Below are 25,423 nucleotides of genomic sequence, written 5' to 3'. Positions count from 1 at the left end.
TATTCCTGAAAACGGATGATGTAGCCGCTGCCGCAGGCTGCGCTGGCCCTGCGCCTCGCTGGAGATCTTCAGCGTAAACGAGGGCCAGCGCAGCCTGGCGGCAGCGGCTACGGATATTGGGGTGAAGCAGGATCAGGCGTTGGTCAGGTACCAGCGCCAATCCTGTTCGCCTACCTCGGCCATGAACTGCCGGTACTCGGCGCGCTTGACCGCCAGGTACACCTTGAGGAACCCATCGCCCAGGGCCTCGCGCGCCCATTCGGAACGCTCCAGGGCAGTCAGCGAGGTCAGCCAGTCAGTGGGCAGGAAGTGCGTGGCCTGCGCATAGCCGTTGCCCTGCACCGGCGCGCCGGGGTCGCGCTGCTGGCGAATGCCGTCGTGAATGGCCGCCAGGATGGCCGCCGCGGCCAGGTACGGGTTGGCGTCGGCGCCGCAGATGCGGTGTTCGATGTGCCGGGTGTTGGCCGGCCCGCCCGGCACGCGCAGGCTGACGGTGCGGTTGTCGACGCCCCAGGTGGGCGCCAGGGGCGCGTAGCTGTTGGCCTGGAAGCGCCGGTAGGAATTGGCGTTGGGGCAGAACAGCAGCAGGCTGTCGAGCAGGTGGGCAAGCATGCCGCCCACCGACTGGCGCAGCAGCGGCGTGCCGGCCTTGTCTTCGCTGGCGTAGAGGTTGTGGCCGTCGGCGTCGGCCAGGCTGACGTGCATGTGCATGCCGGTGCCGGCCAGGTCATCGAAGGGCTTGGCCATGAAGCAGGCCTGCATGCCGTGCTGGTGCGCCACGCCCTTGACGATGCGTTTGTAGCGCACCGCCTGGTCCATGGCCAACAGCGCGCCGCCGTGCTCCAGGGTGATCTCCACCTGGCCGGGGGCGTATTCGGAAATCGCCGTGCGCGCCGGAATGCCCTGCTGCTTGCAGGCGGCATACAGGTCGGCGAGGAACGGCTCGATCTGCTCCAGCTCGCGCAGGCCGTACACCTGAGTGCTGCGCGGGCGGGCGCCGTCGGCGTCCAGCGCCGGTTGCGGGCGGCCGTTGGCGTCGCGCTTGGCATCGAGCAGGTAGAACTCCAGCTCGCAGGCCATCACCGGGTGCAAGCCGTCGGCCTTCAAGGCATCGATCACCTTGACCAGCACATGGCGCGGGTCGGCCACGGTGGCGGGCAGGCCCTCGGTGGGGTGCATGCTGACCTGCACCGCCGCGGTCGGAATCTTGCGCCACGGCAGCGGCACGAGGCTGCCTTCCAGCGGGTAGGCGCGGCAGTCGATGTCGCCCACGTCCCACACCAGGCCGGAGTTTTCCACGTCGTCGCCGTTCAGGGTCAGGCCCAGGATGGTGCTAGGCAGCGGCCGGCCGCTCTGGTACACGGCCAGCAGTTCATCGCGGTGCAGCAGCTTGCCGCGTGGCACGCCGTTGGCGTCGAGGATGAACAGTTCGAACATTTCAATATGCGGGTGTTGGTCCAGGAACGCCTGGGCCTGTTGCAGGGGGGCAAAATGCATGGGTGGGCTCTCGCTTGCGCACACGTGAACGGCCCGTCGCGATGACGGGAGTACAAGGTTGGTCAGGCAGCGAGGGCGGCGTCCGGCGGGCGGGCGTGGCGGCAGTGCCACAGGGCCCAGAAGGCCAGGATCACGTTGAACAGCGGGTTCTCCCCGGGGCGCAGGCAGACGCTACGGCGCGGGGTGCGCGGTTCGGTGCTGGCGGGGGGAAGCGGGGTGGCGTTCATGGTGCCTGGATGGTTGCATGGTGGTCCCGGGTGGTTAAATCGGGATTGTCGTACCTTCAGTACGGCTGGCGTTAAACAATGTAGCCGCTGCCGGCAGGCTGCGCTGGCCATCGTGCCCACGGAAGATCTGCAGCGAACGCCAGGGCCAGCGCAGCCTGGCGGCAGCGGCTACGGATTCGCGGAGGGATTAGGAATGAAGGGGCCAAATCTGCGACAATCCTGCCCATTCTTTTTGCCGCGTAGCCATTTGCGTACCTGATGACCGACCACAATCCCGTTATCGACACACTGTTCAAGAACCTCGACCAGGCCATGATCGGCGATCGCCATCGCCTGCGTCGGCAATTGCACGAGCTGCGCAAGAAGCCCGACGAGGTCAAGCTGGGGCAGTGGGTCGAGCGGGCGCAGGCGTCCATGGCCCAGGTCACCGCGCGCCGGCAGAGCGTGCCGACCATTCGCTACGACGACAGCCTGCCGATTGCCGCCAAGCGCGACGAGATCAAGAAGATCCTTGCCGAGCACCAGGTGCTGATCATCGCCGGCGAGACCGGCTCGGGCAAAACCACCCAGCTGCCCAAGATCTGCCTGGAGCTGGGCCGCGGCCAGCACGGCCTGATCGCCCACACCCAGCCCCGGCGGATCGCCGCCCGCAGCGTGGCCACCCGCGTGGCCGAGGAACTGGCCACGCCGCTGGGCGCGCTGGTGGGCTACCAGGTGCGCTTCGAGGACCAGAGCGACGCCAACACCCTGGTCAAGCTGATGACCGACGGCATCCTGCTGGCCGAGACCCAGCACGACCGCTTCCTGGAACGCTACGACACCATCATCGTCGACGAAGCCCACGAGCGCAGCCTGAACATCGACTTCCTGCTGGGCTACCTGAAGACCCTGCTGCCGCGCCGCCCGGACCTGAAGGTGATCATCACCTCGGCGACCATCGACCTGGAACGCTTCTCCAAGCACTTCGACGACGCGCCGATCATCGAAGTGTCGGGCCGCACCTACCCGGTGGACACCTGGTACCGGCCGCTGACCAGCGAGCAGGACGAGGAGGGCAACAGCGTCGAGGACGACCTCACCGTCGACCAGGCGATCATCGCTACCCTGGATGAAATTGCCGCGTTCGAGCGCAGCGAAGGCAAGCGCCCGGGCGACGTGCTGGTGTTCCTGCCCGGCGAGCGCGAGATTCGCGACGCCGCGGAAATGCTGCGCAAGGCCCAGCTCAAGCACACCGAGATTTTGCCGCTGTACGCGCGCCTGTCGCCGGCCGAGCAGCAGAAGATCTTCCAGAGCCACCCGGGCCGCCGCGTGGTGCTGGCGACCAACGTCGCCGAAACCTCGCTGACCGTGCCGGGCATCCGCTACGTGATCGACAGCGGCACCGCGCGCATCAGCCGCTACAGCTACCGCGCCAAGGTCCAGCGCCTGCCCATCGAGGCGGTGTCCCAGGCCAGCGCCAACCAGCGCAAGGGCCGCTGCGGCCGGGTGGAGCCGGGCATCTGCATTCGCTTGTACAGCGAAGAGGATTTCATCGCCCGCCCCGAATTCACCGACCCCGAGATCCTGCGCACCAACCTTGCCGCGGTGATCCTGCAGATGCTGCACCTGCGCCTGGGCGAGATCGACCAGTTCCCGTTCATCGAGCCGCCGGATGGCAAGGCCATCACCGACGGCTTCAACCTGCTGCAGGAGCTGTCGGCGGTCAACCGCGAGAACCAGCTCACGCCCATCGGCCGCCAGCTGGCGCGCCTGCCGGTGGACCCGCGCATGGGCCGCATGCTGCTGGAGGCGGCCAAGCAGGGCAGCCTGCAGGAAGTGCTGATCATCGCCAGTGCGCTGTCGGTGCAGGATGTGCGCGAGCGCCCGCCCGAGCGCCAGCAGGCCGCAGACCAGGCCCACGCGCAGTGGAAAGACGCCGATTCCGATTTCGCCGCCCTGGTCAACCTGTGGCGCGGCTTCGAAGAGCAGCGCCAGGCCCTGACCGCCAGCCCGCTGCGCAACTGGTGCCGCAAGAACTTCCTCAACTACCTGCGCCTGCGCGAGTGGCGCGATGCGCACCGGCAGTTGAGCCTGATCTGCCGCGACCTGCAGTTGACCATCAACAAGGAGCCGGCCGACTACCCGAAATTCCACAAGGCGATTCTCTCCGGCCTGCTCAGCCAGATCGGCCAGAAGACCGAGGAAGGCGACTACCTGGGCGCCCGCCAGCGGCGTTTCTGGATTCACCCCTCGTCGGGCATCGGCAAGAAACGCCCGCAGTGGCTGATGACTGCCGAGCTGATGGAGACCACCAAGCTGTACGCGCGCATGGTGGCCAAGATCGACGCCGACTGGATCGAGCCCCTGGCCGGCCACCTGATCAAGAAGAACCACTTCGAGCCCCATTGGGAGAAGAAGCGCGGCCAGGTGGTGGCGTACGAGCAGATCACCCTGTTCGGCCTCATCGTGGTCGGCCGCCGCCCCGTGCACTACGGGCCGGTGGACCCGGTGGTGTCGCGCGAGCTGTTTATCCGCGAAGGCCTGGTGCGTGGCGAGATCCAGTCGCGGGCCAAATGCCTGGTGGCCAACCGCGAGCTGCTCGAGCAGCTGGACGCCCTGGAAGCCAAGGCGCGGCGCCGCGACATCCTCGCCGACGAGGAAACCCTGTACGCCTTCTATGACGCGCGGGTGCCGGCCGAGATCCACCAGACGGCGACCTTCGACCACTGGTACAAGACCGAGAGCCAGAAGCACCCGAAGCTGCTGATCATGCGCGAGGAAGACGTGCTGGCCCGCGAGGCCAGCGAAGTCACTGCCGGCCAGTACCCGGACACCCTGCGCCTGGGCGACCTGACCCTGGCCCTGAGCTACCACTTCGAGCCCAACCACCCCCGCGACGGTGTCACCGTGAGCGTGCCGGCGCCGTTGCTGCCGGCGCTGCCCAACGAGCGCCTGGAGTGGCTGGTGCCCGGCCTGCTGGAAGCCAAGTGCATTGCCCTGGTGCGTAACCTGCCCAAGGCCATCCGCAAGAACTTCGTGCCGGTGCCGGACTTTGTCCGCGCGGCGCTGGCGCGAATCAGCTTCGGCGACGGCTCGCTGCCCCAGGCCCTGGGCCGCGAGCTGCTGCGCATGACCGGTGCGCGGGTCAGCGACGAGGCCTGGGCCGAGGCCGAGCAGCAGGTGGACAGCCACCTGCGCATGAACATCGAAGTGCTGGACGGCCAGGGCAAGTTCCTTGGTGAAGGCCGCGACCTGGCCGAGCTGACCGCCCGCTTCGTGCAGGCCAGCCAGGCTGCCCTGGCGGCGCCGCAGTCGGCCAAGAGCCAGCAGCCAGTGGAGGCCAAGGCCTTCGCCGCCGTGGCCGAGACCACCCAGCAGAAGATTGCCGGGCTGTCGATGACCGTGTACCCGGCGCTGGTTGAAGAGAACGGCACCGTCAAGGAAGGCCGTTTCTCCACCGCCGCCGAAGCCGAATTCCAGCATCGCCGCGCGCTGCAGCGCCTGCTGTTGCAGCAACTGGCCGAGCCGGCCAAGTTCCTGCGCGGCAAGCTGCCGGGCCAGACCGAGCTGGGCCTGCTGTACCGTGAGCTGGGGCGCATCGAGGCGCTGGTGGAAGATATCCTGCTGGCCAGCCTCGACACCTGCATTCTTGAAGGCGAAGCCAGCCTGCCGCGCGACGGCGCCGGCCTGGCGGCGCTGGCCGAGCGCAAGCGCGGTGCCTGGGCCGAGCACGCCGAACGCCTGGCGCGCCAGACCCTGGACATCCTCAAGCTGTGGCATGGCCTGCAGAAGCGCTTCAAGGGCAAGATCGACCTGGCCCAGGCCGTGGCGCTCAACGACATCAAGGCGCAAATGAGCCAGCTGGTGTACCCCGGCTTCGTCCGGCAGACGCCGTCGGCCTGGCTCAAGGAGCTGCCGCGCTACCTCAAGGCCGTGGAAATGCGCCTGGAGAAGCTGGGCAGCCAGGTGCAGAAGGACCGCGTGTGGAGCATCGAACTGGGCAACGTCTGGGCCCAGTACCAGGCGCGCCAGGCCAAGCACGCCCAGGAAGGCAAGCGCGACCCGGAGCTGGAGCTGTACCGCTGGCTGATCGAAGAATACCGCGTGTCGCTGTTCGCCCAGCAGCTGGGCACCAAAGTGCCGATCTCCGACAAGCGCCTAAGCAAACAGTGGAGCCAGGTAGAGGCCTGACGCCAGGAGTGCCCTTTATCGTGAAAAGGGCACTTTTTCGGCAAATCTGGCACAATTGCCCATCGATTCGCCCGCGAAGCCAGGGTTGCCTGACCCCCTTCGCGCCCGTGGCAATACTTTTTGTAAATTGGTACTACAGTGCCATATTGACTGCGACTCACTCTGCCGCTGCCCCGCACCGGCTACCAATAATAGAGGAACGAGCGTGCATAACGTCGTCATCAGCGGCACCGGCCTGTACACACCGGCCGACAGCATCTCCAACGAAGAGCTGGTGCAGTCCTTCAACACCTGGGCGCACCAGTTCAACGCCGACAACGCCGCCGCCATCGAGCGTGGCGAACTGGCCGCGCAGACCGAGTCCAGCGCCGCCTTCATCGAGAAGGCCTCGGGCATCAAGAGCCGCTTCGTCATGGACAAGGCCGGCATCCTCGACCCGCAGCGCATGAAGCCACGCCTGCCGGAGCGTTCCAACGACGAGCAGTCGATCCTCTGCCAGATGGCCGTGGCCGCCGCCGAGCAGGCGCTGCAACGCGCCGGCAAGACTGCCGCCGACATCGACGCGGTGATCGTCGCCTGCTCCAACCTGCAGCGCGCCTACCCGGCCGTGGCCATCGAAGTGCAGCAGGCGCTGGGTGTGCAGGGCTTCGGCTTCGACATGAACGTGGCCTGCTCCTCGGCGACCTTCGGCATCCAGGCCGCCTACAACAGCGTGGCCCTGGGCCAGGCCCGCGCGGTGCTGGTGGTCAGCCCGGAGATCTGCACCGGCCACCTGAACTTCCGTGACCGCGACAGCCACTTCATCTTTGGCGACGCCGCCACCGCGGTGGTGGTCGAGCGTGCCGACCTGGCCACTTCGCCGTACCAGTTCGAGGTGGTCAGCACCAAGCTGCTGACCCAGTTCTCCAACAACATCCGCAACAACTTCGGCTTCCTCAACCGCGCGGCGGAGGAGGGCATCGGTGCCCCGGACAAGCTGTTCGTGCAGGAAGGCCGCAAGGTGTTCCGCGAGGTGTGCCCGATGGTGGCCGAGCTGATCGGCCAGCACCTGGGCGAGAACCGCATCGACGTCAACGACGTCAAGCGCTTCTGGCTGCACCAGGCCAACCTGAGCATGAACCACCTGATCGTCAAGAAGCTGCTGGGCCGCGAGGCTACCGAAGAAGAGGCACCGGTGATCCTCGACACCTACGCCAACACCAGCTCAGCGGGCTCGGTGATCGCCTTCCACAAGCACCAGGACGACCTGGGCAAGGGCTCGCTGGCGGTACTCAGCTCGTTTGGCGCTGGCTATTCCATCGGCAGCGTGATCCTGCGCAAGCTGTAACCCCTGCCGCTCGACCAAAACGCCACCGCAACGGTGGCGTTTTCACTCCCCGTAGCAGCTGCCGCCAGGCGGCGTCCGGGCCCCCTCTCATTTCCCCTTCTTGCAGCGTTCGTGACGCGGCCTTTGGCCGCTGCTACATGAACCTTCTTTCATGTCTAGGCGTGTCTGGCGGCGCTACAGGCCCCATTTCTGCGTTCGAACATTAACTAATCTTCATTTCAAAAAGTTCCGCTGTCATCAAATCTTAATAAACGAGCCACCTCGCTGAAATATCCGCTGGTCAAGATGCCCTCCCATAAAGCTTGCCGGACTTGCGTTCGCATACCAGGCAGCGCCGCTGAAAAAACTTAAAAAAGCAGTACTCAAAGGAGTAAATCAATGAACAAGTCCACCGTGGCCCTGACCATGGCTCTGGGTATCATGGCGCAGCAGGCTATGGCCGAAGGCTTTCTTGAAGACAGCAAGGCGACCCTGAAGCTGCGCAACTACTACATCAACACCGACAACCGTGATTCGGGCGCGGCCAAGAACGCCAACTACCAGGCCGAATGGGGCCAGGCTTTCGTCGTGGACTTCCAGTCGGGCTACACCGCCGGCACCGTGGGCTTCGGCGTCGATGCCCTGGCCATGCTGGGCGTGCGCCTGGACTCCAGCCCGTACAAGCACGGCAACCCCACCGGTGCCCTGGACGGCGGCACCGTGTTCCCAAGCGACGGCAACAAGGCCGTGGATGACTTCGGCAACGTCGGCCTCACCGCCAAGGCCAAGATCTCCAAGACCGAGCTGAAGATCGGTACCCTGATGCCCAAGCTGCCGGTCATCCAGTACAACGACGGTCGCCTGCTGCCACAGACCTTCGAGGGTGGCCAGATCACCTCGAACGATATCAAGGACGTGACGCTGGTCGCTGGTCAGATCGACCAGGCCAAGGGCCGTAACTCCAGCAACTACGAAAACCTCTCCATCAGCGGCGCCAACGGCAGCGGCAACAGCAACATCGGCGAGCGCAGCAACAAGTTCTACTACGGCGGCGCCGACTACAAGGTCACCAAGGACCTGCTGCTGCAGTACTACTACGGTGAGCTGAACGACTTCTACAAACAGCACTTCCTGGGCCTGACCCACAACTGGGCCATCGGCCCGGGTGTGTTGAAGTCTGACCTGCGTGCGTTCCACAGCACCGACGACGGCGCCAACGGCAACGATTCGGCCTACTACACCACCGGTAACTACAGTGGCGTGGCCAGCGGCAAGGGCCCGGTCGATAACAACCTGTACAGCGGCCTGTTCCTGTACACCGTGGCCGGTCACACCTTCGGTGGCGGTTACCAGGTCAGCAATGGCAGCTCGGACTTCCCGTGGCTGAACCAGGGCGACGGTTCGTCCAACGGCACCATCACCGACATGCAAATCCAGAAGTTCGGCCGTGCTGGCGAGCGCACCTGGCAAGCCCGCTACTCGTATGACTTCGCTGCCCTGGGCCTGCCAGGCGCAACCGTCGGCCTGGTCTACCTGCGTGGCGACAACATCGACACCGTGGCCTCCAACGGCACCGTCGCCGGCTCCGGCCGCTCGGAATGGGAACGCGACCTGACCCTGGCCTACGTGGTACCGGAAGGCACCTTCAAGGGCCTGGGCTTCACCTGGAAAAACGCCATGTGGCGCAACGACATTCCAGGCCAGCGCGACCAGGACGAAAACCGTGTGATCCTCAGCTACACACTGCCACTGCTGTAACGCGCTTTTTCCTCATCCGTTAAAGCTCTCTCTTGCCCCGCCCAGTGCGGGGCTTTTTTTGCCCGTAGCAGCGGCCGCAGGCCGCGTCCCAGGCACCGCGGTCATCGACGCGGCCTGCGGCCGCTGCTACAGGTCAGGGCGCAAATATGGCATTCTTGCCCCTTCCAACGAGGGGATTGCCATGCCATTGCACGTCGCGCACAGCCTGGATGAAGTCGCCGCCAGCGACTGGGACGCCTTGCTGCCCATCGACCAGCCATTCCTGCGCCACGCCTTCCTCAGCGCCCTGGAAGACAGTGGCAGCCTGGGCAAACAGTCCGGTTGGCGTCCCGAGCACCTGCTGCACATTGAGGACGGCACGCTGGTCGCGGCCATGCCCGCCTACCGCAAATGGCACTCCTACGGCGAATACGTGTTCGACCACGGCTGGGCCGACGCCTGCCGCCGCGCCGGCATCGACTATTACCCCAAGTTGCTGTGCGCCGTGCCCTTCAGCCCGGTGGCCGGGCCGCGCCTGCTGGGCAGCGGCCAGGCCTTGTTGCAGGCGCTGCCGGGGTACGTGGAGGTGGAAGCGCTATCTGGCGCCCACATCAACTTCACCGACCCGGCGTTGGACGCGTTGATCACCGACCAGCCCGGCTGGCTGGAGCGCCTGGGCTGCCAGTACCACTGGCACAACCGCGGCTACCGCGACTTCCAGGACTTCCTCGACGGCCTGGCCTCGCGCAAGCGCAAGCAGATGCGCAAGGAGCGCGAGCAGGTAGCGGGGCAGGGCTTCGAGTTCGACTGGCGCGAGGGCCACAGCCTCACCGAAGCCGAGTGGGACTTCGTCTACGCCTGCTACGCCAACACCTACGCGGTGCGTCGCCAGGCCCCTTACCTGACGCGCAACTTCTTCAGCCTGCTGGCCGAACGCATGCCCGAGGCCATCCGCGTGGTCTTCGCCCGCCAGGGCGGCAGGGCAGTGGCCATGGCCTTCAGCCTGGTGGGCGGCGACACCCTGTACGGCCGCTACTGGGGCTGCCTGGCCGAGTTCGACCGCCTGCACTTCGAGACCTGCTTCTACCAGGGCATGGACTACGCCATCGCCCAGGGCTTCCAGCGCTTCGACGCCGGGGCGCAGGGCGAGCACAAGCTGATTCGCGGGTTCGAACCGGTGATTACCCGGTCGTGGCATTACCTGAGCCATCCGGGGCTAAAGAACGCAGTAGCGGAATTCCTCCACGAAGAGCGCGCCGGGGTGAGGGCATACGCCGAAGAGGCGCGGGCGGCGCTGCCTTACCGCCAGCCAGACACCCCGTAGCAGCCGCCGAAGGCGGCGTCCCGCCTCAATCAATCCCCACGAACCCGCCCGTCTGATGGTGCCACAACCGCGCATACAACCCCTGGTGCGCCAGCAGCTCCTTGTGGCTACCCAGCTCGACGATGCGGCCCTTCTCCAGCACCACCAGCCGGTCCATCTTGGCGATGGTGGACAGGCGGTGGGCGATGGCGATCACGGTCTTGCCCTGCATCAGGGTTTCCAGGCTTTCCTGGATCGCTGCTTCCACCTCCGAGTCCAGCGCCGAGGTGGCTTCGTCCATGATCAGGATGGGCGCGTTTTTCAGCAGCACCCGGGCGATGGCGATGCGCTGGCGCTGGCCGCCGGACAGCTTCACGCCGCGCTCGCCCACGTGGGCGTCCAGGCCGGTGCGGCCCTGGGCGTCGGACAGGTGCGGGATGAATTCGTCGGCGCGCGCTTTCACCACGGCGTCCCACAGTTGCGCTTCGCTGGCGCCGGGGCGGCCGTACAGCAGGTTGTCGCGGATGGAACGGTGCAGCAGCGAGGTGTCCTGGGTGATCATGCCGATCTGCGCGCGCAGGCTTTCCTGGCTGACGTGGGCGATGTCCTGGCCGTCGATGAGGATGCGCCCGCCCGGCAGGTCATACAGGCGCAGCAACAGGTTCACCAGGGTGGACTTGCCGGCGCCGGAGGGGCCGATCAGGCCGATCTTCTCGCCGGGGCGGATGTCCAGGGTCAGGCTCTCGATGATCTTGCTGCCCTTGCCGTAGTGGAAGTCGACGTTGTCGAAACGCACCGCGCCGCGGTCCACCTTCAGCTTGGGCGCGTTCTTGGCGTCGGTGACGCTGACCGGCTGGGCGATGGTCTGCAGGCCGTCCTGGACCATGCCGATGTTCTCGAAGATGCCGTTGACCACCCACATGATCCAGCCGGACATGTTGACGATGCGAATCACCAGGCCGGTGGCCAGGGCGATGGCGCCCACCGAGATCAGCGACTGGGTCCACAGCCACAGGGCCAGGCCCGTGGTGCCGACGATCAGCAGGCCGTTGAGGGTGGTGATGGCCACGTCCATGCTGGTGATGACGCGGCTGGCCAGCTGGGATTTTTCCGTCTGCTCGCTGATGGCCTCGCGGGCGTAGCGCTGTTCCATGTTGGTGTGGGCGAACAGCTTCAGGGTGGCGATGTTGGTGTAGCCGTCGACGATGCGGCCCATCAGCTTGGAGCCGGCATCGGAGGAGATCACCGAGCGCTCCTTCACCCGTGGTACGAAGTAGTAGAGGGCGACGATGTAGGCGAGGATCCAGCTGATCAGCGGGATCATCAGGCGCCAGTCCGCCTCGGCGAACAGGATCAACGAGCTGATGGCGTAGATCAGCACGTGCCAGAGCGCGTCCACCGCCTGCACCGCCGAGTCACGCAGGGCGTTGCCGGTCTGCATGATGCGCTGGGCGATGCGCCCGGCGAAATCGTTCTGGAAGAAATTCAGGCTCTGTTTGAGCACGTAGTTGTGGTTCTGCCAGCGGATCATGCTGGTCATGCCCGGGCTGATGGTCTGGTGCACCAGCAGGTCGTGCAGGCCGACGAAGATCGGCCGCAACACCAGGGCCACTACGGCCATCCACGTCAGTTCCAGGCCGTGGTCAGTGAAGAAGTGCACGTTGGGCGTGCCCTGGGCCAGGTCGATGATGCGGCTGAGGTAGCTGAACAACGCTACCTCGATCAGCGCGCCCACCAGCCCCACTACCAGCAGGGCGGCGAAGCTGGGCCAGACCTGGCGCAGGTAGTACACGTAGAAGGCCAGCACCCGGGTGGGTGGCGACTCGGTGGGCGCCTCACGGAAGATATCGATCCATTTTTCGAAACGGCGGTAAAGCATGGGGCGAAAACTCCTGTGCTGGGCCTGGCCTTCGGGGCAGGCCGTCAGTCGACGCGCTTGGCCGACTTGATCAGAATGGGGTCGGCAGGCACGTCTTGCATGCCACCCTTGCTGGTGGTCTGCACGTGGACGATCTGGTCGACCACGTCCATGCCGCTCACCACCTTGCCGAACACGGCGTAGCCGAAGTCGCGGTTGCCGTGGTCCAGCATGGCGTTGTCGTTGACGTTGATGAAGAACTGGCTGGTGGCCGAGTCAACCACGCTGGTGCGCGCCATCGACAGGGTGCCACGCACGTTCTTCAGGCCGTTCTCGGCTTCATTCTTGATGGGGTCGCGGGTTTCCTTCTCGGTCATCTGCGGGGTGAAGCCGCCGCCCTGCACCATGAAGCCGGGGATCACGCGGTGGAAAATGGTGTTGTTGTAGAAGCCGCTGTTCACGTAGGCCAGGAAGTTCTTGCTGCTGATGGGGGCCTTGACCATGTCCAGTTCGATTTCCACCTTGCCGAAGCTGGTGTCCATCAGCACGTGGGGGTGCTGGGCGTCGGCGGCCATCAGTTGGCTGGCGAACATCAGGGAGCAGGCGGCGAGGGCGATTTTTTTCAGCATGGGACTCGTTGATCCTTGGGGGTGGAGGACACTGTGGCGAGGAAGTCCTTGAGTGTCCGGTTGAATAATTCGGGTTGGTCCAGGGGCGTAGCGTGCCGCGAATTGGCGATGACCGCCAGTTTTGCGTTGGGCATCAGCTTGATGTACTGCTCCTTGAGTGCCACCGGGGTGTAGTCGCGGTCGGCGCTGATGATCAAGGTGGGACAGCGGATCTGCCCGATGCGTTCCTGCACGCCCCAGCCGACGATGGCGTTGAAGCTGGCGATATAGGCGCGCTTGTCGTTGTGGGCCCAGCGCTCGCTGATTTTGCGCCGCAGCTCGGCCTGTTCGGGCAGCGGGAAGAGTTTCCCGCCCAGGCCCTTGCCGATGGCGCCCATGCTCACTAGGTGCATCAGGCCCCAGCGCTTGAACCATTGCCAGTAGTCGTCGGGCTTGCGCAGCTTGACCTCGGGCGCGGCGTTGACGATGGTCAGGCTCTTGAGCAGGGCGGGGTAGTCGACACCCATCTGGAAGCCGGTCATGCCGCCCATGGACAGGCCCACGTAGTGCACCGGGCCGGTGCCCAGGCGCTCCAGCAGCGCCGCCAGGTCGGCGGCGAAACCTTCGATGCTGTAGCGTTCATGGGGCTTGTCGGAGCGGCCGTGGCCGCGCAGGTCCACCACGATGACGCGGTAATGGGGGGCCAGGTCGGGCACCTGGTATTCCCAGTCCGGGGCGCTGGAACCCAGGCCATGGACCAGCAGCAGGGGTTCGCCCTGGCCGTATTCTTCGTAGTGCAGTGCGCAACCGTCGTGTTCGAAAAAGGCCATGGCCGACTCCTGTCAGGCTTGTTGAGGGGCTGCGAAGGGCGCATCCAGGGGCGCGGTGTCGAACTGGCGCAGCAGTTCGACGAGGATCTGCGTGGCCGGGCCCAGGGGTTTGTCCTTATTGGAGTAAAGGTAGAAGGTGGGGTGGCGGCTGCCACCCTGTTCCAGTTTCAGTGGCTTGAGCAGGCCTTCGCGCAGCTCGCGCTCGATCAGGTGCCGCGGCAGCCAGGCAAAGCCCAGGCCGCTGCCGACGAAGGTGGCGGCGGTGCCCAGGCTGCCCACGGTCCAGCGTTGCTCGGCGCCCAGCCAGCCGACGTCGCGGGGCTGGTGGCGGCCGCTGTCGCGGATCACCACCTGCAGCTGGCTTTCCAGGTCCTGGAAACTCAGCTCGCGGTTGAGGCGGTGCAGGGCATGGTCCGGGCTGGCGACGGCGACGAATTCCACGGCACTCATTTCCGTGCCCAGGTAGCCGGGGATGCTGTAGCTGCTGATGGCCAGGTCAGCCACGCCCTCGGTCAGCACCTCGTCGACGCCCGACAACACCTCCTCGCGCAGGCGCACCCGGCAGCCGCGGCTCTGCGGCATGAACGCGGTCAGCGCGCGCACCAGGCGGGCGCTGGGGTAGGCGGCGTCCACCACCAGGCGCACCTCGGCCTCCCAGCCCTGTTCCATGTGGTGGGCCAGGTCTTCCAGCTGGCTGGCGTTCTTCACCAGCTGCCGCGAGCGGCGCAGCAGCACGCCGCCGGCCTCGGTGAGCACGGCCTTGCGCCCGTCGATGCGCAACAGCGGCACGCCCAGTTGGTCCTGCATGCGCGCCACGGTGTAGCTGACCGACGACTGGGAACGGTGCAGGGCTTCGGCGGCCTGGGCGAAACCGCCATGGTCGACCACTGCCTGCAAGGTTCGCCACTGATCCAGGGTAACGCGGGGCGCTTTCATCATCGGCTCCTGATGTCCTAAGCTGGCAATTCCCTATTGGAGACTGCCGAATGAAAAGTTGCTGTGCGCTCTTGCTGACGCTGTTGCCCGTGGCTGCCTTCGCCTACCCCATCGAGGTGGAAAAACACCTGGCGGGTACCGAAATCTCCTACACCACTTATGACACCGCCGGTGACATGGGTTCGATCGACCTGCGCAACGACGGGCCGGAAGCCGCGGAATGCACCGTGGTCTTCCGCAACGGCCCCGAATCCCCGCGCACCCGCAAGGTGCGGGTGGAACCCGGGCAGACCGCCAGCGCCTTGCAGCGCTTCAACCGCGACATTCTCAAGTTGCGCCTGACGATCACCTGCAAGCCAGCATGAGCGCATGGGAAATAGAGTAGAGGAACGGCTTGGTAAATCAACTTAATTGATAGGTTGAAGCGGTTTTTTGCGCTTTTTTATCAACTATTCCCTCTCTAACATGGCCTCCATCAACTCAGCGCACCTGATTGGAGGCCAAGCCCATGTCCCGCGTACAGATCATCGAAAGCAGCGCCCGCAAAGACGGTTCCATCTCGCGCCAGCTCACCGCGCAGTTCATTGACCAGTGGCAGTCGGCCCACCCGGCGGACGTCATCAGCGTGCGCGACCTGGCCACCGACCCGGTGCCGCACCTGGACGCCGACCTGCTGGGTGGCTGGATGAAGCCCGAGGCCCAGCGCAGCGCCGAGGAACTGCAGGCCCTGGCCCGCTCCAACGCGCTGACCGAGGAAGTGCTGGCTGCCGACGTGCTGGTGCTGGCCGCGCCCATGTACAACTTCGCCATTCCCAGCACCCTCAAGGCCTGGCTCGACCACGTGCTGCGCGCCGGGGTGACCTTCAAGTACACCGAGACCGGCCCCCAGGGCCTGCTCACCGGCAAGCGCGCCATCGTGCTGACCGCCCGTGGCGGCATCTACGCCGGCAGCAGCGCTGACCACCAGGAACCCTACCTGCGCCAGGTGCTGGCCTTCATCGGCATCCACGACGTGCAGTTCATTCATGCCGAGGGCATGAACCTGGGTGGCGACTTCAGCGAGAAAGGCCTGAACCAGGCCAAGGCGCTGGTGGCCCAGGTGGCTTGATTCATCGATTGATTGCTCCTTTTTCTGCACTTCCCGCTCCTTGGTGCTTCAACCCGGCCGCGTCCCCCACGCGTGCCGGGTTTTTTTATTGCCCGCATCCCACGCCAGGCCCGTAGCCGCTGCCGCCAGGCTGCGCTGGCCTGCATGAACCCTGCAGATGTGCAGCGAGGCACAGGGCCAGCGCAGCCTGCGGCAGCGGCTACGGGGCGCCACCGCGACCCCGTGGGTTGCCCCGTGCCGGGCAATTGATTAAGGTCGCCGCCTCACGCAAGGGGCACCCATGGGCTATCTACTTCTCGTCACACTGATTCAGGCATATTCCTTCAACCTCATCGGCGTCTACCTGGCTGGCCACGTGGACAGCTACTTCGCCGTGCTTGCGCGCGTCATCATTGCCGGCCTGGTGTTCATTCCGCTGAGCCGCTGGCGCGGCATGGCGCCGGGGTTCGTGCGCTCGATGCTGCTGATCGGCGCGCTGCAGTTCGGTGTCACCTACGTGTGCCTGTACCTGAGCTTCCGCGTGCTGACCGTGCCCGAGGTGCTGCTGTTCACCATCCTCACGCCGCTGCACGTGACCCTGATCGAAGACGCCCTCAACCGCCGCTTCAACCCCTGGGCGCTGCTGGCCGCCCTGGTGGCAGTGGCGGGCGCGGCGATCATCCGCTTCGACCGCATCGCCCCGGACTTCTTCATGGGCTTCCTGCTGCTGCAACTGGCCAACTTCACCTACGCCGCCGGCCAGGTGCTGTACAAGCGGCTGGTGGCGCGCTACCCCAGCGACGAGCCGCAGTACCGCCGTTTCGGCTACTTCTTCGTCGGCGCGTTGCTGGTGGCCTTGCCGGCGTTCCTGGCGTTCGGCAACCCCCAGCACCTGCCGCAAGACCTGACCCAGTGGGGCGTGCTGGTGTTCCTCGGCCTGGTGGCCACGGCGCTGGGCATGTACGCCTGGAACAAGGGCGCCAGCCAGGTCAGCGGCGGCACCCTGGCGGTGATGAACAACCTGCACATCCCCACCGGGCTGCTGATGAACCTGTTGTTCTGGAACCACAGCGAGCCCCTGGGCCGCCTGGCGCTGGGCGGCGCGGTGATACTGGCGTCGCTGTGGATCAGCCGCCGTGGCGCGGGTGAGCCTGCAGGAACGTGAACATGGACAAGGTCGACAAGCAGATCATCGCTGCGTTGAAGGAAGACGCCAGGGTCAGCCTGGCGCAGCTGGCGCGGCAGGTGCACAAGTCGCGCACGGCGGTGGAGGCACGGGTGCAGAAGCTGGTCGACAGCGGCGTCATCCTCGGCTTCACCATCAACGTCGCCGAAGACGACAAGGGTGACCAGAGCGCTTTCCTGATGCTGCAACTGGAGGGCAACAGCTGCCACCTGGTGTTCCCGCAGCTCCAGGCGCACGCGCAGATCATCCATGCCTACTCGCTGTTCGGTGACACCGACATGTTGCTGCAGGTCAGCTATCGCACCTTCGAAGAGCTGATGGCGCTCAAGGGCCAGATCCTGGCCCTGGAGCAGGTGCGGGAAGTGGTCATCAACCCGGTGCTCACCGCCTGGCGCTGAGGTCTCAGTGGCCCCATAGCAAGGCGCGCAGCTGTTCAGCGCCGCGGTCCAATTGGTCCGGGTCGTCGTGGCTCAGCCAGAACAGCCCCGGGCAGGTGGCGAAGTCGAGGGTGGCGGGCAGCGCGCTGCCTGGGCTGACGAAGTAGCGGTGGCCGCCGTAGCCGGGCACCGTGGCCGCCGCGCGTTCGTTGCCGGGGCCTTGGAAGGTGCCTGGCTGGTCGGTCCAGAAGAAGCCGATGCGGCCATGCCGGGCCTGCCGCGAGTAGCCCGGTCCCGCAGGCGCGGGGCGGCCCAGGTAGCTGTCGACGGCCAGCGACAACAGGTCCGGTTGGTACACCTGCTGGAACAGCTGTGGGGCAATGCCGCCGTGCAGGCGCGCGCCGGCCTCGATCATCACCGGGCCGTCTTTCGCCCAGATGATCTCCATGTGCAGCGGCCCGACTGCCACGTCCAGCGCGGCGGCGGCCTGGCGGGCGTAGGCCAGCAGCGGCGCCAGCGCCTCGTCCGCCGGGTCCAGGGTGTCGAGGCTGTCGTAGACGAAGGGGCTGCCGTTGCGCCGGATCTTGGTGTACCGGCACACCGAGGCGATATGGTACTGGCCACTGAACGCGACCATGTCGACCACGTATTCCGGCCCGCTGATGAACGGCTGCAGCACAAACCCCAGGTTGGTTTCCCCCAGGTCGTTCTTCTGCTCCCACCCGGCGCTGCCCAGGGCCTGGGCCACCGCCTGGCGGCCCGTGGCAAACACCACCCCCTGGGAGGCGGCGGAATTGATGGGCTTGACCACGTACTGGCGCCCGTCATCCACGGCCTCCAGCGCCTGCGCGATCTGCCGTGGGCGGGTTACCAGGCGGGTCGGGATGTGGGTCACACCGCGCTGTTCCAGCGCCTGCTGCATGATGTATTTGTTGCGCCGCGCGCCACTGGTGACGGGGCTGTTGCCCCGCAGGCCAAGTTGCTTGGCGAGGCGGTCGGTGAGGTGGATGGCGGTCTCGCACCCTGCGATCACCGCCTGTACTCCCAGGGCGTCGAGGAAGTGTGCGGCCTCGGGGCTCCAGTCCAGCACATGGACGAAATGCCCGGGTGCCAGGTCTTGGGTAAAGTGCGCTGGCAGGTTGGGGCGGGAAATGATGGCGATGCAACTCAGGCCAAGGGCATTGAGCAGCGGTGCGTAGAGCTTGCCGGTGGAAAACGGGTCGACGATGACGATAGTCTTCATGGGCGCAGGTTCCTACTTGGCCGCAATGGCGGCGCGCGGTGCGGGCCAGCGCGTGCGCAGCAGCACGGCGCTGCCCAGCAGCAGGGCAGTAGCGACCATCAGCGCCCGCGCCCCTTCGAAGCCCAGCATGGCGTGGGTGGTGAACAGGGTCAGCAGCATGGGCGCGGCGCCGCTGACCAGCAGGTAATACAGCGAACTCCTGGCCGCGATCAGGTCGGCGGCATGGGCGTCGGGCGCAGCCTCGATCAGCTGGCGGCGCAACTGGATACGCAGGCTGTTGATGCAGAAACCCAGCAGGCACGCTGCGGTCAGCACCGCCCACGGGTTGGCGAAGTAGACAATGGCCACGTCGGCGACGACGATCAGCGCCACCGCGGCGTAGCTGCCCAGCCGCACCCGCGGCAACACCGCCGCACAGAAAGCGCCCAGGCCGGCCAGCCCACTGGCGGTGCCGAACAGGGTGGCGTGCCAGCCGTTGAGCTTCTGGAACACGATGGGCACCAGGCTGTTGAACGCGCCGATGTGGAAACCGATCAGGCTCAGCACCACGATCAGCAGGCACAGTTGGCTGTCCAGGCTGGCGGCGGTCGCCGGCGAACTGCCCGGCTCGGACGCCGCGCTGACCTCGGCCGGGATGCCCCCGACCAGGGCGATGGCGCCCAGCGCGGCAATGGCGGCGACGGCGATGATCTGCAGCGTCTGGTTGACCGGGAGCGCGTCGACGATCATCCCGCCCAGCATCGCTCCGCCAAAGGCGCCGATCTGGATAGAGGTCTGCATCAGGCGCGCCGAGGTGTCGCTGTTAATCCGCCCGGCCAGCACCAGCTTGGTGTTCTGCGATTCCAGGGTGCTGATGGTGAAGTAATCGGTCACCCCCACCAGGAACGCGATGCCCAGGAAACCGACCGGCATCAGCGCCGCTTGGGTCAACGACAACCCCAGGATGGCGACGAACACCGCGAGGCGGATATACAGCAACCGTCTCATGCTCAGCCCGACCGTGAAATAACGGCCCAGGTACTGCTCCAGGGCATAGGGCACCACCGTGGCAATACACAGCGTGGCGCCCACCAGGAAGGTGGATCCGGTGGTTTGCAGGCCGAACCAGACCATGGCGATGACAATGGCCATGTCCAGGCCAGTAAACACGGTGACGATGGTATAGAACGCCGGCAGCGCTACCTTGGTGTTATTCATGGGGCCCCGTGGCAAAGGATGCGTGGCAGGGCATCAATGCTATAAGCCGGGGCGGGGCGGGGGCAGTTGGAAAAGAACGGTTGGGGTAGTGAAATTTACTAAAGCGTGTGGCAGCGGTTAGGGACGCACCAGGCCCACCCGCATGTCCGCCCCACTTGGCTGCTGATACAAGCTCAAGCCAAACTCCGGCAACACCGCCAGCAGGTAGTCGAACACATCGCCCTGGATACGCTCGTATTCGGCCCACACCGTGGTGCGGGTGAAGCAGTAGATTTCCAGCGGCACGCCCTGGGCGTCGGTCTGCATCTGGCGGACCATGCAGGTCATGTTCGGCTGGATGTCGGGGTGGCTTTTCAGGTAGGCCAGGGCGAAGGCGCGGAAGGTGCCCAGGTTGGTCAGGCGCCGGCGGTTGGCGGGCAGGTCGGCGACTTCGCCCTGGGCCTGGTTCCAGCTGGCGACTTCGGCTTGCTTGCGGCCCACGTAGTCGGTCAGCAGGTGCACGCGGGCCAGGTGCTGCTGTTCCTCGTCGGTGAGGAAACGCACGCCGCTGGCGTCGATGTTGAGGCTACGCTTGATGCGCCGGCCGCCGGACTGCTGCATGCCGCGCCAGTTCTTGAACGACTCGGACATCAGTCGCCAGGTGGGGATGCTGACGATGGTCTTGTCGAAGTTCTGCACCTTCACCGTGTGCAGGGTGATGTCCACCACGTCGCCGTCGGCGCCCACCTGGGGCATCTCGATCCAGTCGCCCACGCGCAGCATGTCGTTGCTGGTGAGCTGCACGCTGGCCACGAACGACAGCAGGGTGTCCTTGTACACCAGCAGGATGACCGCCGACATGGCGCCCAGGCCCGACAGCAGCAACAGCGGCGAGCGGTCGATAAGGGTGGCGACGATGACGATGGCGGCGAAGATGTACAGGATCATCTTTGCCAGCTGCACGTAGCCCTTGATGGAGCGCGTGCGGGCGTGCTCGGTGCGCGCGTAGATGTCCAGCAGGCCGTTGAGCAGGGAGCCCAGGCCCAGGGTCAGGCACAGGAAGGTGACCGCCAGGGCCAGGTTGCCGATGAACAGGGTGGTCTTGTCGCTTAGGCCCGGCACCAGCGCCAGGCCGAACTGGATGACCAGCGACGGCACCGTCTGCGCCAGGCGGTGAAACACCTTGTTGCGGTGCAGGTCGTCCAGCCAGTGCAGGGCTGGCTGGCGGGCCAGCAGGCGCATGCCGTACAGCAGCACCTGGCGGGCCAGGCGGCCCAGGCCCAGGGCGATGGCCAGCAGCACGGCCAGGGCCAGGCCGGTGCGCAGCAGCGGTTGATGTTCCAGGGCGGCCCACAGGGCCTGGGCCTGGAGCCAGAAAGCGTGAATATCCATGGGGTGCGACGGGCGTCCGGTCAGCGGTCGGGCCGGTCATTAGAGCCCATCGACACGACAATTTGGCAAAAAGTGCGTTACCGCACGTAAAGAAGTTCGGCTTATTGCCGCGCAAACCGTTACGCTATGCAGTTGAATTTATGTACTTCGCCGAGGTAACACCCGTGTTTTCCCAATTCCCCTTGCATGAACGCCTGCTCAAAGCCGTGGCCGAGCTGAATTTCGTCGAGCCTACCCCGGTGCAGGTAGCGGCTATCCCGCTGGCAGTGCAAGGGCGTGACCTGCGGGTGACGGCGCAGACCGGCAGCGGCAAGACCGCAGCCTTCGTGCTGCCGATCCTCAACCGCCTGATCGGCCCGGCCAAGGTTCGCGTGGAAATTCGCGCGGTGATCCTGCTGCCGACCCGCGAGCTGGCCCAGCAGACCCTGAAGGAAGTGGAGCGCTTCTCGCAGTTCACCTTCATCAAGTCTGGCCTGATCACCGGCGGTGAAGACTTCAAGGTGCAGGCCGCCATGCTGCGCAAGGTGCCGGACATCCTGATCGGGACACCTGGCCGCCTGCTGGAACACCTCAACGCCGGCAACCTGGACCTGAAGAAGGTCGAAGTGCTGGTGCTGGACGAAGCCGACCGCATGCTCGACATGGGCTTCGCCGAAGACGTCACGCGCCTGAGCGACGAGTGCAAGGACCGCGCCCAGACCCTGCTGTTCTCGGCCACCACCGGCGGCGCCGGCCTGCGCGACATGATCGGCAAGGTGCTGAAAGACCCCGAGCACCTGCTGATCAACAACGTCAGCCAGCTGGCCGAAGGCACCCGCCAGCAGATCGTCACTGCTGACCACAACGTGCACAAGGAACAGATTCTCAACTGGCTGCTGGCCAACGAGACCTACCAGAAGGCGATCATCTTCACCAACACCCGGGCCATGGCCGACCGCATCTACGGCCGCCTGGTGGCCCAGGAATACAAGGCGTTCGTGCTGCACGGCGACAAGGACCAGAAGGACCGCAAGCTGGCCATCGACCGCCTCAAGCAGGGCGGCGTGAAGATCCTGGTGGCCACCGACGTGGCCGCTCGTGGCCTGGACGTGGACGGCCTGGACCTGGTGGTCAACTTCGACATGCCCCGCAGCGGCGATGACTACGTGCACCGCATCGGCCGTACTGGCCGCGCCGGCAACGAAGGCCTGGCCGTGTCGCTGATCTGCCACGGCGACTGGAACCTGATGTCGAGCATCGAGCGCTACCTGAAGCAGAAGTTCGAGCGCCGCGTCATCAAGGAAGTGAAAGGCACCTACAGCGGGCCGAAGAAGGTCAAGGCTTCGGGCAAGGCCGTGGGCGTGAAGAAGAAAAAGACCGACGCCAAGAAAGGCGACAAGAAAACCGCCGCCAAGGGCCCGACCAAGCGCAAGACGGTCAACAAGCCCAAGGCCGAGCAGCTGGTGAGCAGCGACGGCATGGCGCCGTTGAAGCGCCGCAAGCCGGCCGCTGACGCCGAGTAATCCGTAACACCCACCCGTAGCCGCTGCCGTAGGCTGCGCTGGCCCGTGCGACCCCTGGAGATCTCCAGTGTGGCACAGGGCCGGCGCGGCCTGCGGCAGCGGCTTCGGCGTTTTCAGGCACCGGCTTTCCTGAGCCAACAGTTCAGCGTGAACGGCTGCGCAGCGCGCGGGTCACAACCTGTGTAGGCCCTTTCACTCTGTGTTGGAGGTAGCTCAGGATGACAACGTATAACTGGGATTTGATCGAACGCCTGCTGCATGAGGTGCAGAACGGCGCCGGGCACAGCTTCACCCCGCGCCCCTACGCCGAGCAACACGCCGCCCAGGTAGCCGCAGACGGGGGCGCGCCAGGCGACCTGGACCACCTCAAGGCCCTGGCCGGCGAGTACGAAAAACTGCTGCTGGACCGCGGCTACATCGCCCCGCGCCCCGAGGATGAGGGCGGCAACGGCGAGAACTTCGTGCTGACCCCGCGCGGTTCCAGCCTGTTGAGCCTGATCGACACCAGCATTCCGGGGCATGAACACCCCCGCCAGGTGCTGGATGAACAGCAGGACGCGCTGCTGCCGGACACCTTCGATGAGGTGGCCAGCAAGGCGCAGATTGCCGGTGGGTCGGTGTAACCGACCGGTCGTCGGGCACACGCTGGCTGGCAGATGAAATCCGTCCTGATTGAGACCTTTTGCCGCACTTTACCCGGTGCGCATGATGGCAATCAGGACTATGATCTGCTTGAGACGACGCAAACATTGACCCGTCGCTCAGGTTTACCCTAAGGGGGGCTCTATGAACCGCACTCTGTACAACTGGCTCCATGACCTTGGCGTTGCCCTGGGCCTGATTCCGCCGCCGCTGCAGCCAATCCCGATTCCCACCGAAGACAAAGACCGTCGCCGCCAACCGCGCCGCTAGGGTTGTTGTCATCGCACTGTAGCCGCTGCCGCAAGGCTGCGGCTACGCTGCTCAACGACGTGCTATTTGCTGCAGGAACTGCCACAGGTCATTGGCTGTCACCGCCTGCTCAAGCAACTTGTCCTCCTCGACGGTAAACGCCGTCAGCCCGTATTCGTCCTCCAGGCGCGTGATCAATTCCATGATGTCGCGTTTTTCCAGCCCGAGGGATTCGAGGCTGACATCATCGTCGAAGTCGCCGTCCCCCAGAAAGTCGCTGATGAAATTGTGCACGGTCTTGCGAATACCGAATCGCGGCATGGCGAGGCCCCTACGCGGAAGCGCGGTCGTGGGGATTCATCCGTTGAATCAAGCGGGAAAGGTCGTTGATGGTGCTGACCTGGCACAGTACCCGATCAGGGTCCAGCGGCACGCCGAAGAGCTTTTCCAGGCGGCGGAACAGCTCGGCCAGGTCCAGGCGCGGCGGGTCGCATTGCTGCGCCGCCAGTTGTTGCTCGATGGTGCTGTGGATATACAACTGAATGTCTGTGCGGTTCATGGCAGACCTCCGAAATGCGTGCACGCTCCGTCCGGCAATTCGTTTGCGGTACTGTCAGAACAACAGCGGCCTTCCTGGTGAAAGCGCCGCACCCCTTGGTTTAGGCAACTACCAGGGATACGGCTTTTTTCAACATCTTAGGCCAGTTTGGCTGCCAGCGCCGGGCGGCGTGACAAAAGGCTGACGAGCACGAAGCTCACCAGGCCCACCGCCAGGCTGTAGTAGATGGGGGTGTTGGCATCCAGACCGTCCTTGAACATGAACACCAGGGCGGTGATGAAGCCCAGGGTCATGCTGCAAATGGCCCCGGAAGTGGTGGCACGTTTCCAGAAGATGGCGCCAATCAGCGGGATCAGCATGCCGCCCACCAGCAGGTTGTAGGCCAGGGTCAGGGCGCTGATCACGTCGTTCACCACCAGGGCGATACCCAGCACGCAGATACCGGTCAGCAGGGTGAACAGGCGGTTGATGCCCAGGCTCGACTGCTTGCCGCCGCGCAGCTTGGGCAGCAGGTCTTCGGTCAGCACCGTGGAGGCGGCCAGCAGGCCGGCGCTGGCGGTGGACATCATGGCGGCCAGGGCCGCGGCAATCACCAGGCCACGGATGCCATCGGGCAAGCTGGCTTTCACGATAGCGGCGAAGGCGTTGTTGACGTTGTCCAGGTCCGGCAGCAGCACGTGGGCGGCCATGCCGATCAGCGCGCAGGCCAGGCCGTAGACGATGCAGTACAGGCCAGCGGTGGTGCCGGCGTACACGGCGACCTTTTCGTTCTTGGCGGTGAACACCCGTTGCCAGATGTCCTGGCCGATCAGGATGCCGAAGAAGTAGATCATGAAGTAGGTGATGATGGTGTCCCAGCCGATGCTGGTGAAGCTGAAGCTGGACGCCGGCAGCTTGGCCACCAGCTCATCCCAGCCACCCACGCGGTACAGGCAGATGGGCAGCAGGATGAACATCAGGCCGACGGTCTTGATCACGAACTGGACGATGTCGGTCAGGGTCAGCGACCACATGCCGCCGATGGTCGAGTACACCACTACCACGCCACCACCCAGCACCACCGACAGCCAGAACGGCAGGCCGAACAGCACCTGCAGCACGGTGCCGATGGCCAGGATCGAAGTCACGCCGATCATCAGCGCGTAGGCCAGCATGATCACCGCGCTGGCCTGGCGCGCCATGGGGTTGTAGCGCTTCTCCAGCACCTGGGTGACGGTGAAGATCTTCAGCTTGAGCAGCGGCTTGGCCAGGAACAGGTTGAGGGCGACGATGCCCAGGCCCAGGGCCGCGCACAGCCAGAAGCCGGAAATGCCGTGCACGTAGCCCAGGCGCACGGTACCGACGGTGGACGCGCCGCCCAGCACGGTGGCGGCCATGGTGCCCATGTACAGCGACGGGCCCAGGTTGCGGCCGGCCACCAGGTAGTCTTCATGGGTTTTTGCCTTGCGCATGCCGTACCAGCCAAGCAGCAGCATGCCCGCCGCGTAGATCGCGACGACGAAAATATCCAAAGCCATGGGGAGTTTCTCCGATCTTAT

At 65.4% G+C, this 25,423-nt stretch carries 23 protein-coding genes; 11 read left to right on the top strand and 12 right to left on the bottom strand.

Going from position 1 to position 25,423, the window contains the following annotated elements:
- Positions 1-132 precede the first annotated feature (132 nt).
- Positions 133-1,497 (bottom strand): glutamine synthetase family protein, encoded by a 1,365-nt coding sequence (locus tag AC0Z2B_RS19945; RefSeq protein ID WP_476298907.1) that lies wholly within the window; start codon positions 1,495-1,497, stop codon positions 133-135.
- 62 nt (positions 1,498-1,559) lie between these two features.
- Complete coding sequence (locus AC0Z2B_RS19940) at positions 1,560-1,724, bottom strand: hypothetical protein (protein WP_416422915.1); 165 nt, start codon at positions 1,722-1,724, stop codon at positions 1,560-1,562.
- Positions 1,725-1,982: 258 nt separating this feature from the next.
- On the opposite strand from AC0Z2B_RS19940, the gene hrpA reads away from it, so the two are divergent.
- The 4 genes from hrpA (at position 1,983) to AC0Z2B_RS19920 (ending at position 10,261) form a co-directional block, all read left to right on the top strand.
- Positions 1,983-5,894 carry an ATP-dependent RNA helicase HrpA gene (gene hrpA / locus AC0Z2B_RS19935; RefSeq protein ID WP_476298905.1) on the top strand — a complete coding sequence of 1,304 codons (3,912 nt, stop codon included), beginning with the start codon at positions 1,983-1,985 and terminating at the stop codon, positions 5,892-5,894.
- Positions 5,895-6,099: 205 nt separating this feature from the next.
- The gene (locus tag AC0Z2B_RS19930; protein ID WP_476298903.1) at positions 6,100-7,221 is read left to right on the top strand and encodes a beta-ketoacyl-ACP synthase III; all 1,122 of its coding nucleotides are present in this window, start codon (positions 6,100-6,102) and stop codon (positions 7,219-7,221) included.
- A gap of 378 nt (positions 7,222-7,599) precedes the next feature.
- Positions 7,600-8,958: an OprD family porin gene (locus AC0Z2B_RS19925; RefSeq protein WP_476298901.1), complete on the top strand. Its 1,359-nt coding sequence runs from the start codon at positions 7,600-7,602 to the stop codon at positions 8,956-8,958.
- A 181-nt stretch (positions 8,959-9,139) separates the two neighbouring features.
- The gene (locus tag AC0Z2B_RS19920) at positions 9,140-10,261 is read left to right on the top strand and encodes a GNAT family N-acetyltransferase (RefSeq protein ID WP_476298899.1); all 1,122 of its coding nucleotides are present in this window, start codon (positions 9,140-9,142) and stop codon (positions 10,259-10,261) included.
- A 25-nt stretch (positions 10,262-10,286) separates the two neighbouring features.
- On the opposite strand, the gene AC0Z2B_RS19915 is transcribed toward AC0Z2B_RS19920, so the two are convergent.
- The 4 genes from AC0Z2B_RS19915 to AC0Z2B_RS19900 are packed head-to-tail and all read right to left on the bottom strand — an operon-like array spanning position 10,287 to position 14,472.
- Complete coding sequence (locus tag AC0Z2B_RS19915; RefSeq protein WP_473005629.1) at positions 10,287-12,119, bottom strand: ATP-binding cassette domain-containing protein; 1,833 nt, start codon at positions 12,117-12,119, stop codon at positions 10,287-10,289.
- Between the two features lie 44 nt (positions 12,120-12,163).
- Complete coding sequence (locus tag AC0Z2B_RS19910) at positions 12,164-12,727, bottom strand: peptidylprolyl isomerase (protein ID WP_476298897.1); 564 nt, start codon at positions 12,725-12,727, stop codon at positions 12,164-12,166.
- Positions 12,721-13,536: an alpha/beta fold hydrolase gene (locus AC0Z2B_RS19905; RefSeq protein ID WP_476298895.1), complete on the bottom strand. Its 816-nt coding sequence runs from the start codon at positions 13,534-13,536 to the stop codon at positions 12,721-12,723. The genes AC0Z2B_RS19910 and AC0Z2B_RS19905 overlap by 7 nt, the downstream gene beginning before the upstream one ends.
- A 12-nt stretch (positions 13,537-13,548) precedes the next feature.
- Positions 13,549-14,472, bottom strand: a complete 924-nt coding sequence (locus tag AC0Z2B_RS19900; protein ID WP_416422923.1) for a LysR family transcriptional regulator — start codon at positions 14,470-14,472, stop codon at positions 13,549-13,551.
- A 50-nt stretch (positions 14,473-14,522) separates the two neighbouring features.
- On the opposite strand from AC0Z2B_RS19900, the gene AC0Z2B_RS19895 reads away from it, so the two are divergent.
- From AC0Z2B_RS19895 to AC0Z2B_RS19880, 4 genes are all read left to right on the top strand, one after another.
- Entirely contained in the window at positions 14,523-14,837 is a 315-nt protein-coding gene (locus AC0Z2B_RS19895; RefSeq protein WP_416422924.1) for a 3-phosphoglycerate kinase, read from the top strand.
- A gap of 143 nt (positions 14,838-14,980) precedes the next feature.
- Complete coding sequence (locus AC0Z2B_RS19890) at positions 14,981-15,580, top strand: FMN-dependent NADH-azoreductase (RefSeq protein WP_416422925.1); 600 nt, start codon at positions 14,981-14,983, stop codon at positions 15,578-15,580.
- Positions 15,581-15,860: 280 nt separating this feature from the next.
- Complete coding sequence (locus AC0Z2B_RS19885) at positions 15,861-16,724, top strand: carboxylate/amino acid/amine transporter (RefSeq protein ID WP_476298893.1); 864 nt, start codon at positions 15,861-15,863, stop codon at positions 16,722-16,724.
- A gap of 2 nt (positions 16,725-16,726) precedes the next feature.
- Complete coding sequence (locus AC0Z2B_RS19880; protein ID WP_476298891.1) at positions 16,727-17,143, top strand: Lrp/AsnC family transcriptional regulator; 417 nt, start codon at positions 16,727-16,729, stop codon at positions 17,141-17,143.
- A gap of 4 nt (positions 17,144-17,147) precedes the next feature.
- Here AC0Z2B_RS19880 and AC0Z2B_RS19875 read toward each other — a convergent pair whose 3' ends face one another.
- The 3 genes from AC0Z2B_RS19875 to AC0Z2B_RS19865 all read right to left on the bottom strand — a co-directional run bounded on the left by AC0Z2B_RS19875 (position 17,148) and on the right by AC0Z2B_RS19865 (position 20,933).
- A complete protein-coding gene (locus AC0Z2B_RS19875; protein WP_476298889.1) occupies positions 17,148-18,365 on the bottom strand; it encodes an ATP-grasp domain-containing protein in 1,218 nt (405 codons plus the stop codon).
- A 12-nt stretch (positions 18,366-18,377) separates the two neighbouring features.
- On the bottom strand, positions 18,378-19,562 hold the full coding sequence (locus tag AC0Z2B_RS19870) for an MFS transporter (RefSeq protein ID WP_476298887.1): 1,185 nt from the start codon (positions 19,560-19,562) through the stop codon (positions 18,378-18,380).
- 117 nt (positions 19,563-19,679) lie between these two features.
- Positions 19,680-20,933: a mechanosensitive ion channel family protein gene (locus AC0Z2B_RS19865; RefSeq protein ID WP_476298885.1), complete on the bottom strand. Its 1,254-nt coding sequence runs from the start codon at positions 20,931-20,933 to the stop codon at positions 19,680-19,682.
- 164 nt (positions 20,934-21,097) lie between these two features.
- On the opposite strand from AC0Z2B_RS19865, the gene AC0Z2B_RS19860 reads away from it, so the two are divergent.
- From AC0Z2B_RS19860 to AC0Z2B_RS19850, 3 genes are all read left to right on the top strand, one after another.
- On the top strand, positions 21,098-22,435 hold the full coding sequence (locus AC0Z2B_RS19860) for a DEAD/DEAH box helicase (protein ID WP_416422931.1): 1,338 nt from the start codon (positions 21,098-21,100) through the stop codon (positions 22,433-22,435).
- Between the two features lie 218 nt (positions 22,436-22,653).
- Positions 22,654-23,058, top strand: a complete 405-nt coding sequence (locus tag AC0Z2B_RS19855) for a transcriptional regulator (protein ID WP_416422933.1) — start codon at positions 22,654-22,656, stop codon at positions 23,056-23,058.
- Positions 23,059-23,221: 163 nt separating this feature from the next.
- A complete protein-coding gene (locus AC0Z2B_RS19850) occupies positions 23,222-23,347 on the top strand; it encodes a PA1414 family protein (protein WP_416422934.1) in 126 nt (41 codons plus the stop codon).
- 51 nt (positions 23,348-23,398) lie between these two features.
- On the opposite strand, the gene AC0Z2B_RS19845 is transcribed toward AC0Z2B_RS19850, so the two are convergent.
- The 3 genes from AC0Z2B_RS19845 to AC0Z2B_RS19835 form a co-directional block, all read right to left on the bottom strand.
- A complete protein-coding gene (locus tag AC0Z2B_RS19845) occupies positions 23,399-23,647 on the bottom strand; it encodes a phosphopantetheine-binding protein (RefSeq protein ID WP_476298883.1) in 249 nt (82 codons plus the stop codon).
- Between the two features lie 10 nt (positions 23,648-23,657).
- Positions 23,658-23,885 carry a hypothetical protein gene (locus AC0Z2B_RS19840; protein ID WP_476298881.1) on the bottom strand — a complete coding sequence of 76 codons (228 nt, stop codon included), beginning with the start codon at positions 23,883-23,885 and terminating at the stop codon, positions 23,658-23,660.
- Between the two features lie 137 nt (positions 23,886-24,022).
- The gene (locus tag AC0Z2B_RS19835; protein WP_476298957.1) at positions 24,023-25,402 is read right to left on the bottom strand and encodes a sodium:solute symporter family protein; all 1,380 of its coding nucleotides are present in this window, start codon (positions 25,400-25,402) and stop codon (positions 24,023-24,025) included.
- Between the last annotated feature and the right edge of the window lie 21 nt (positions 25,403-25,423).

The sequence above is a fragment of the Pseudomonas sp. GYB4201 genome (assembly GCF_056312595.1).
The sequence above is the reverse complement of the archived record's forward strand: the minus strand, read 5'-3'. Positions and strand labels throughout refer to the sequence as shown.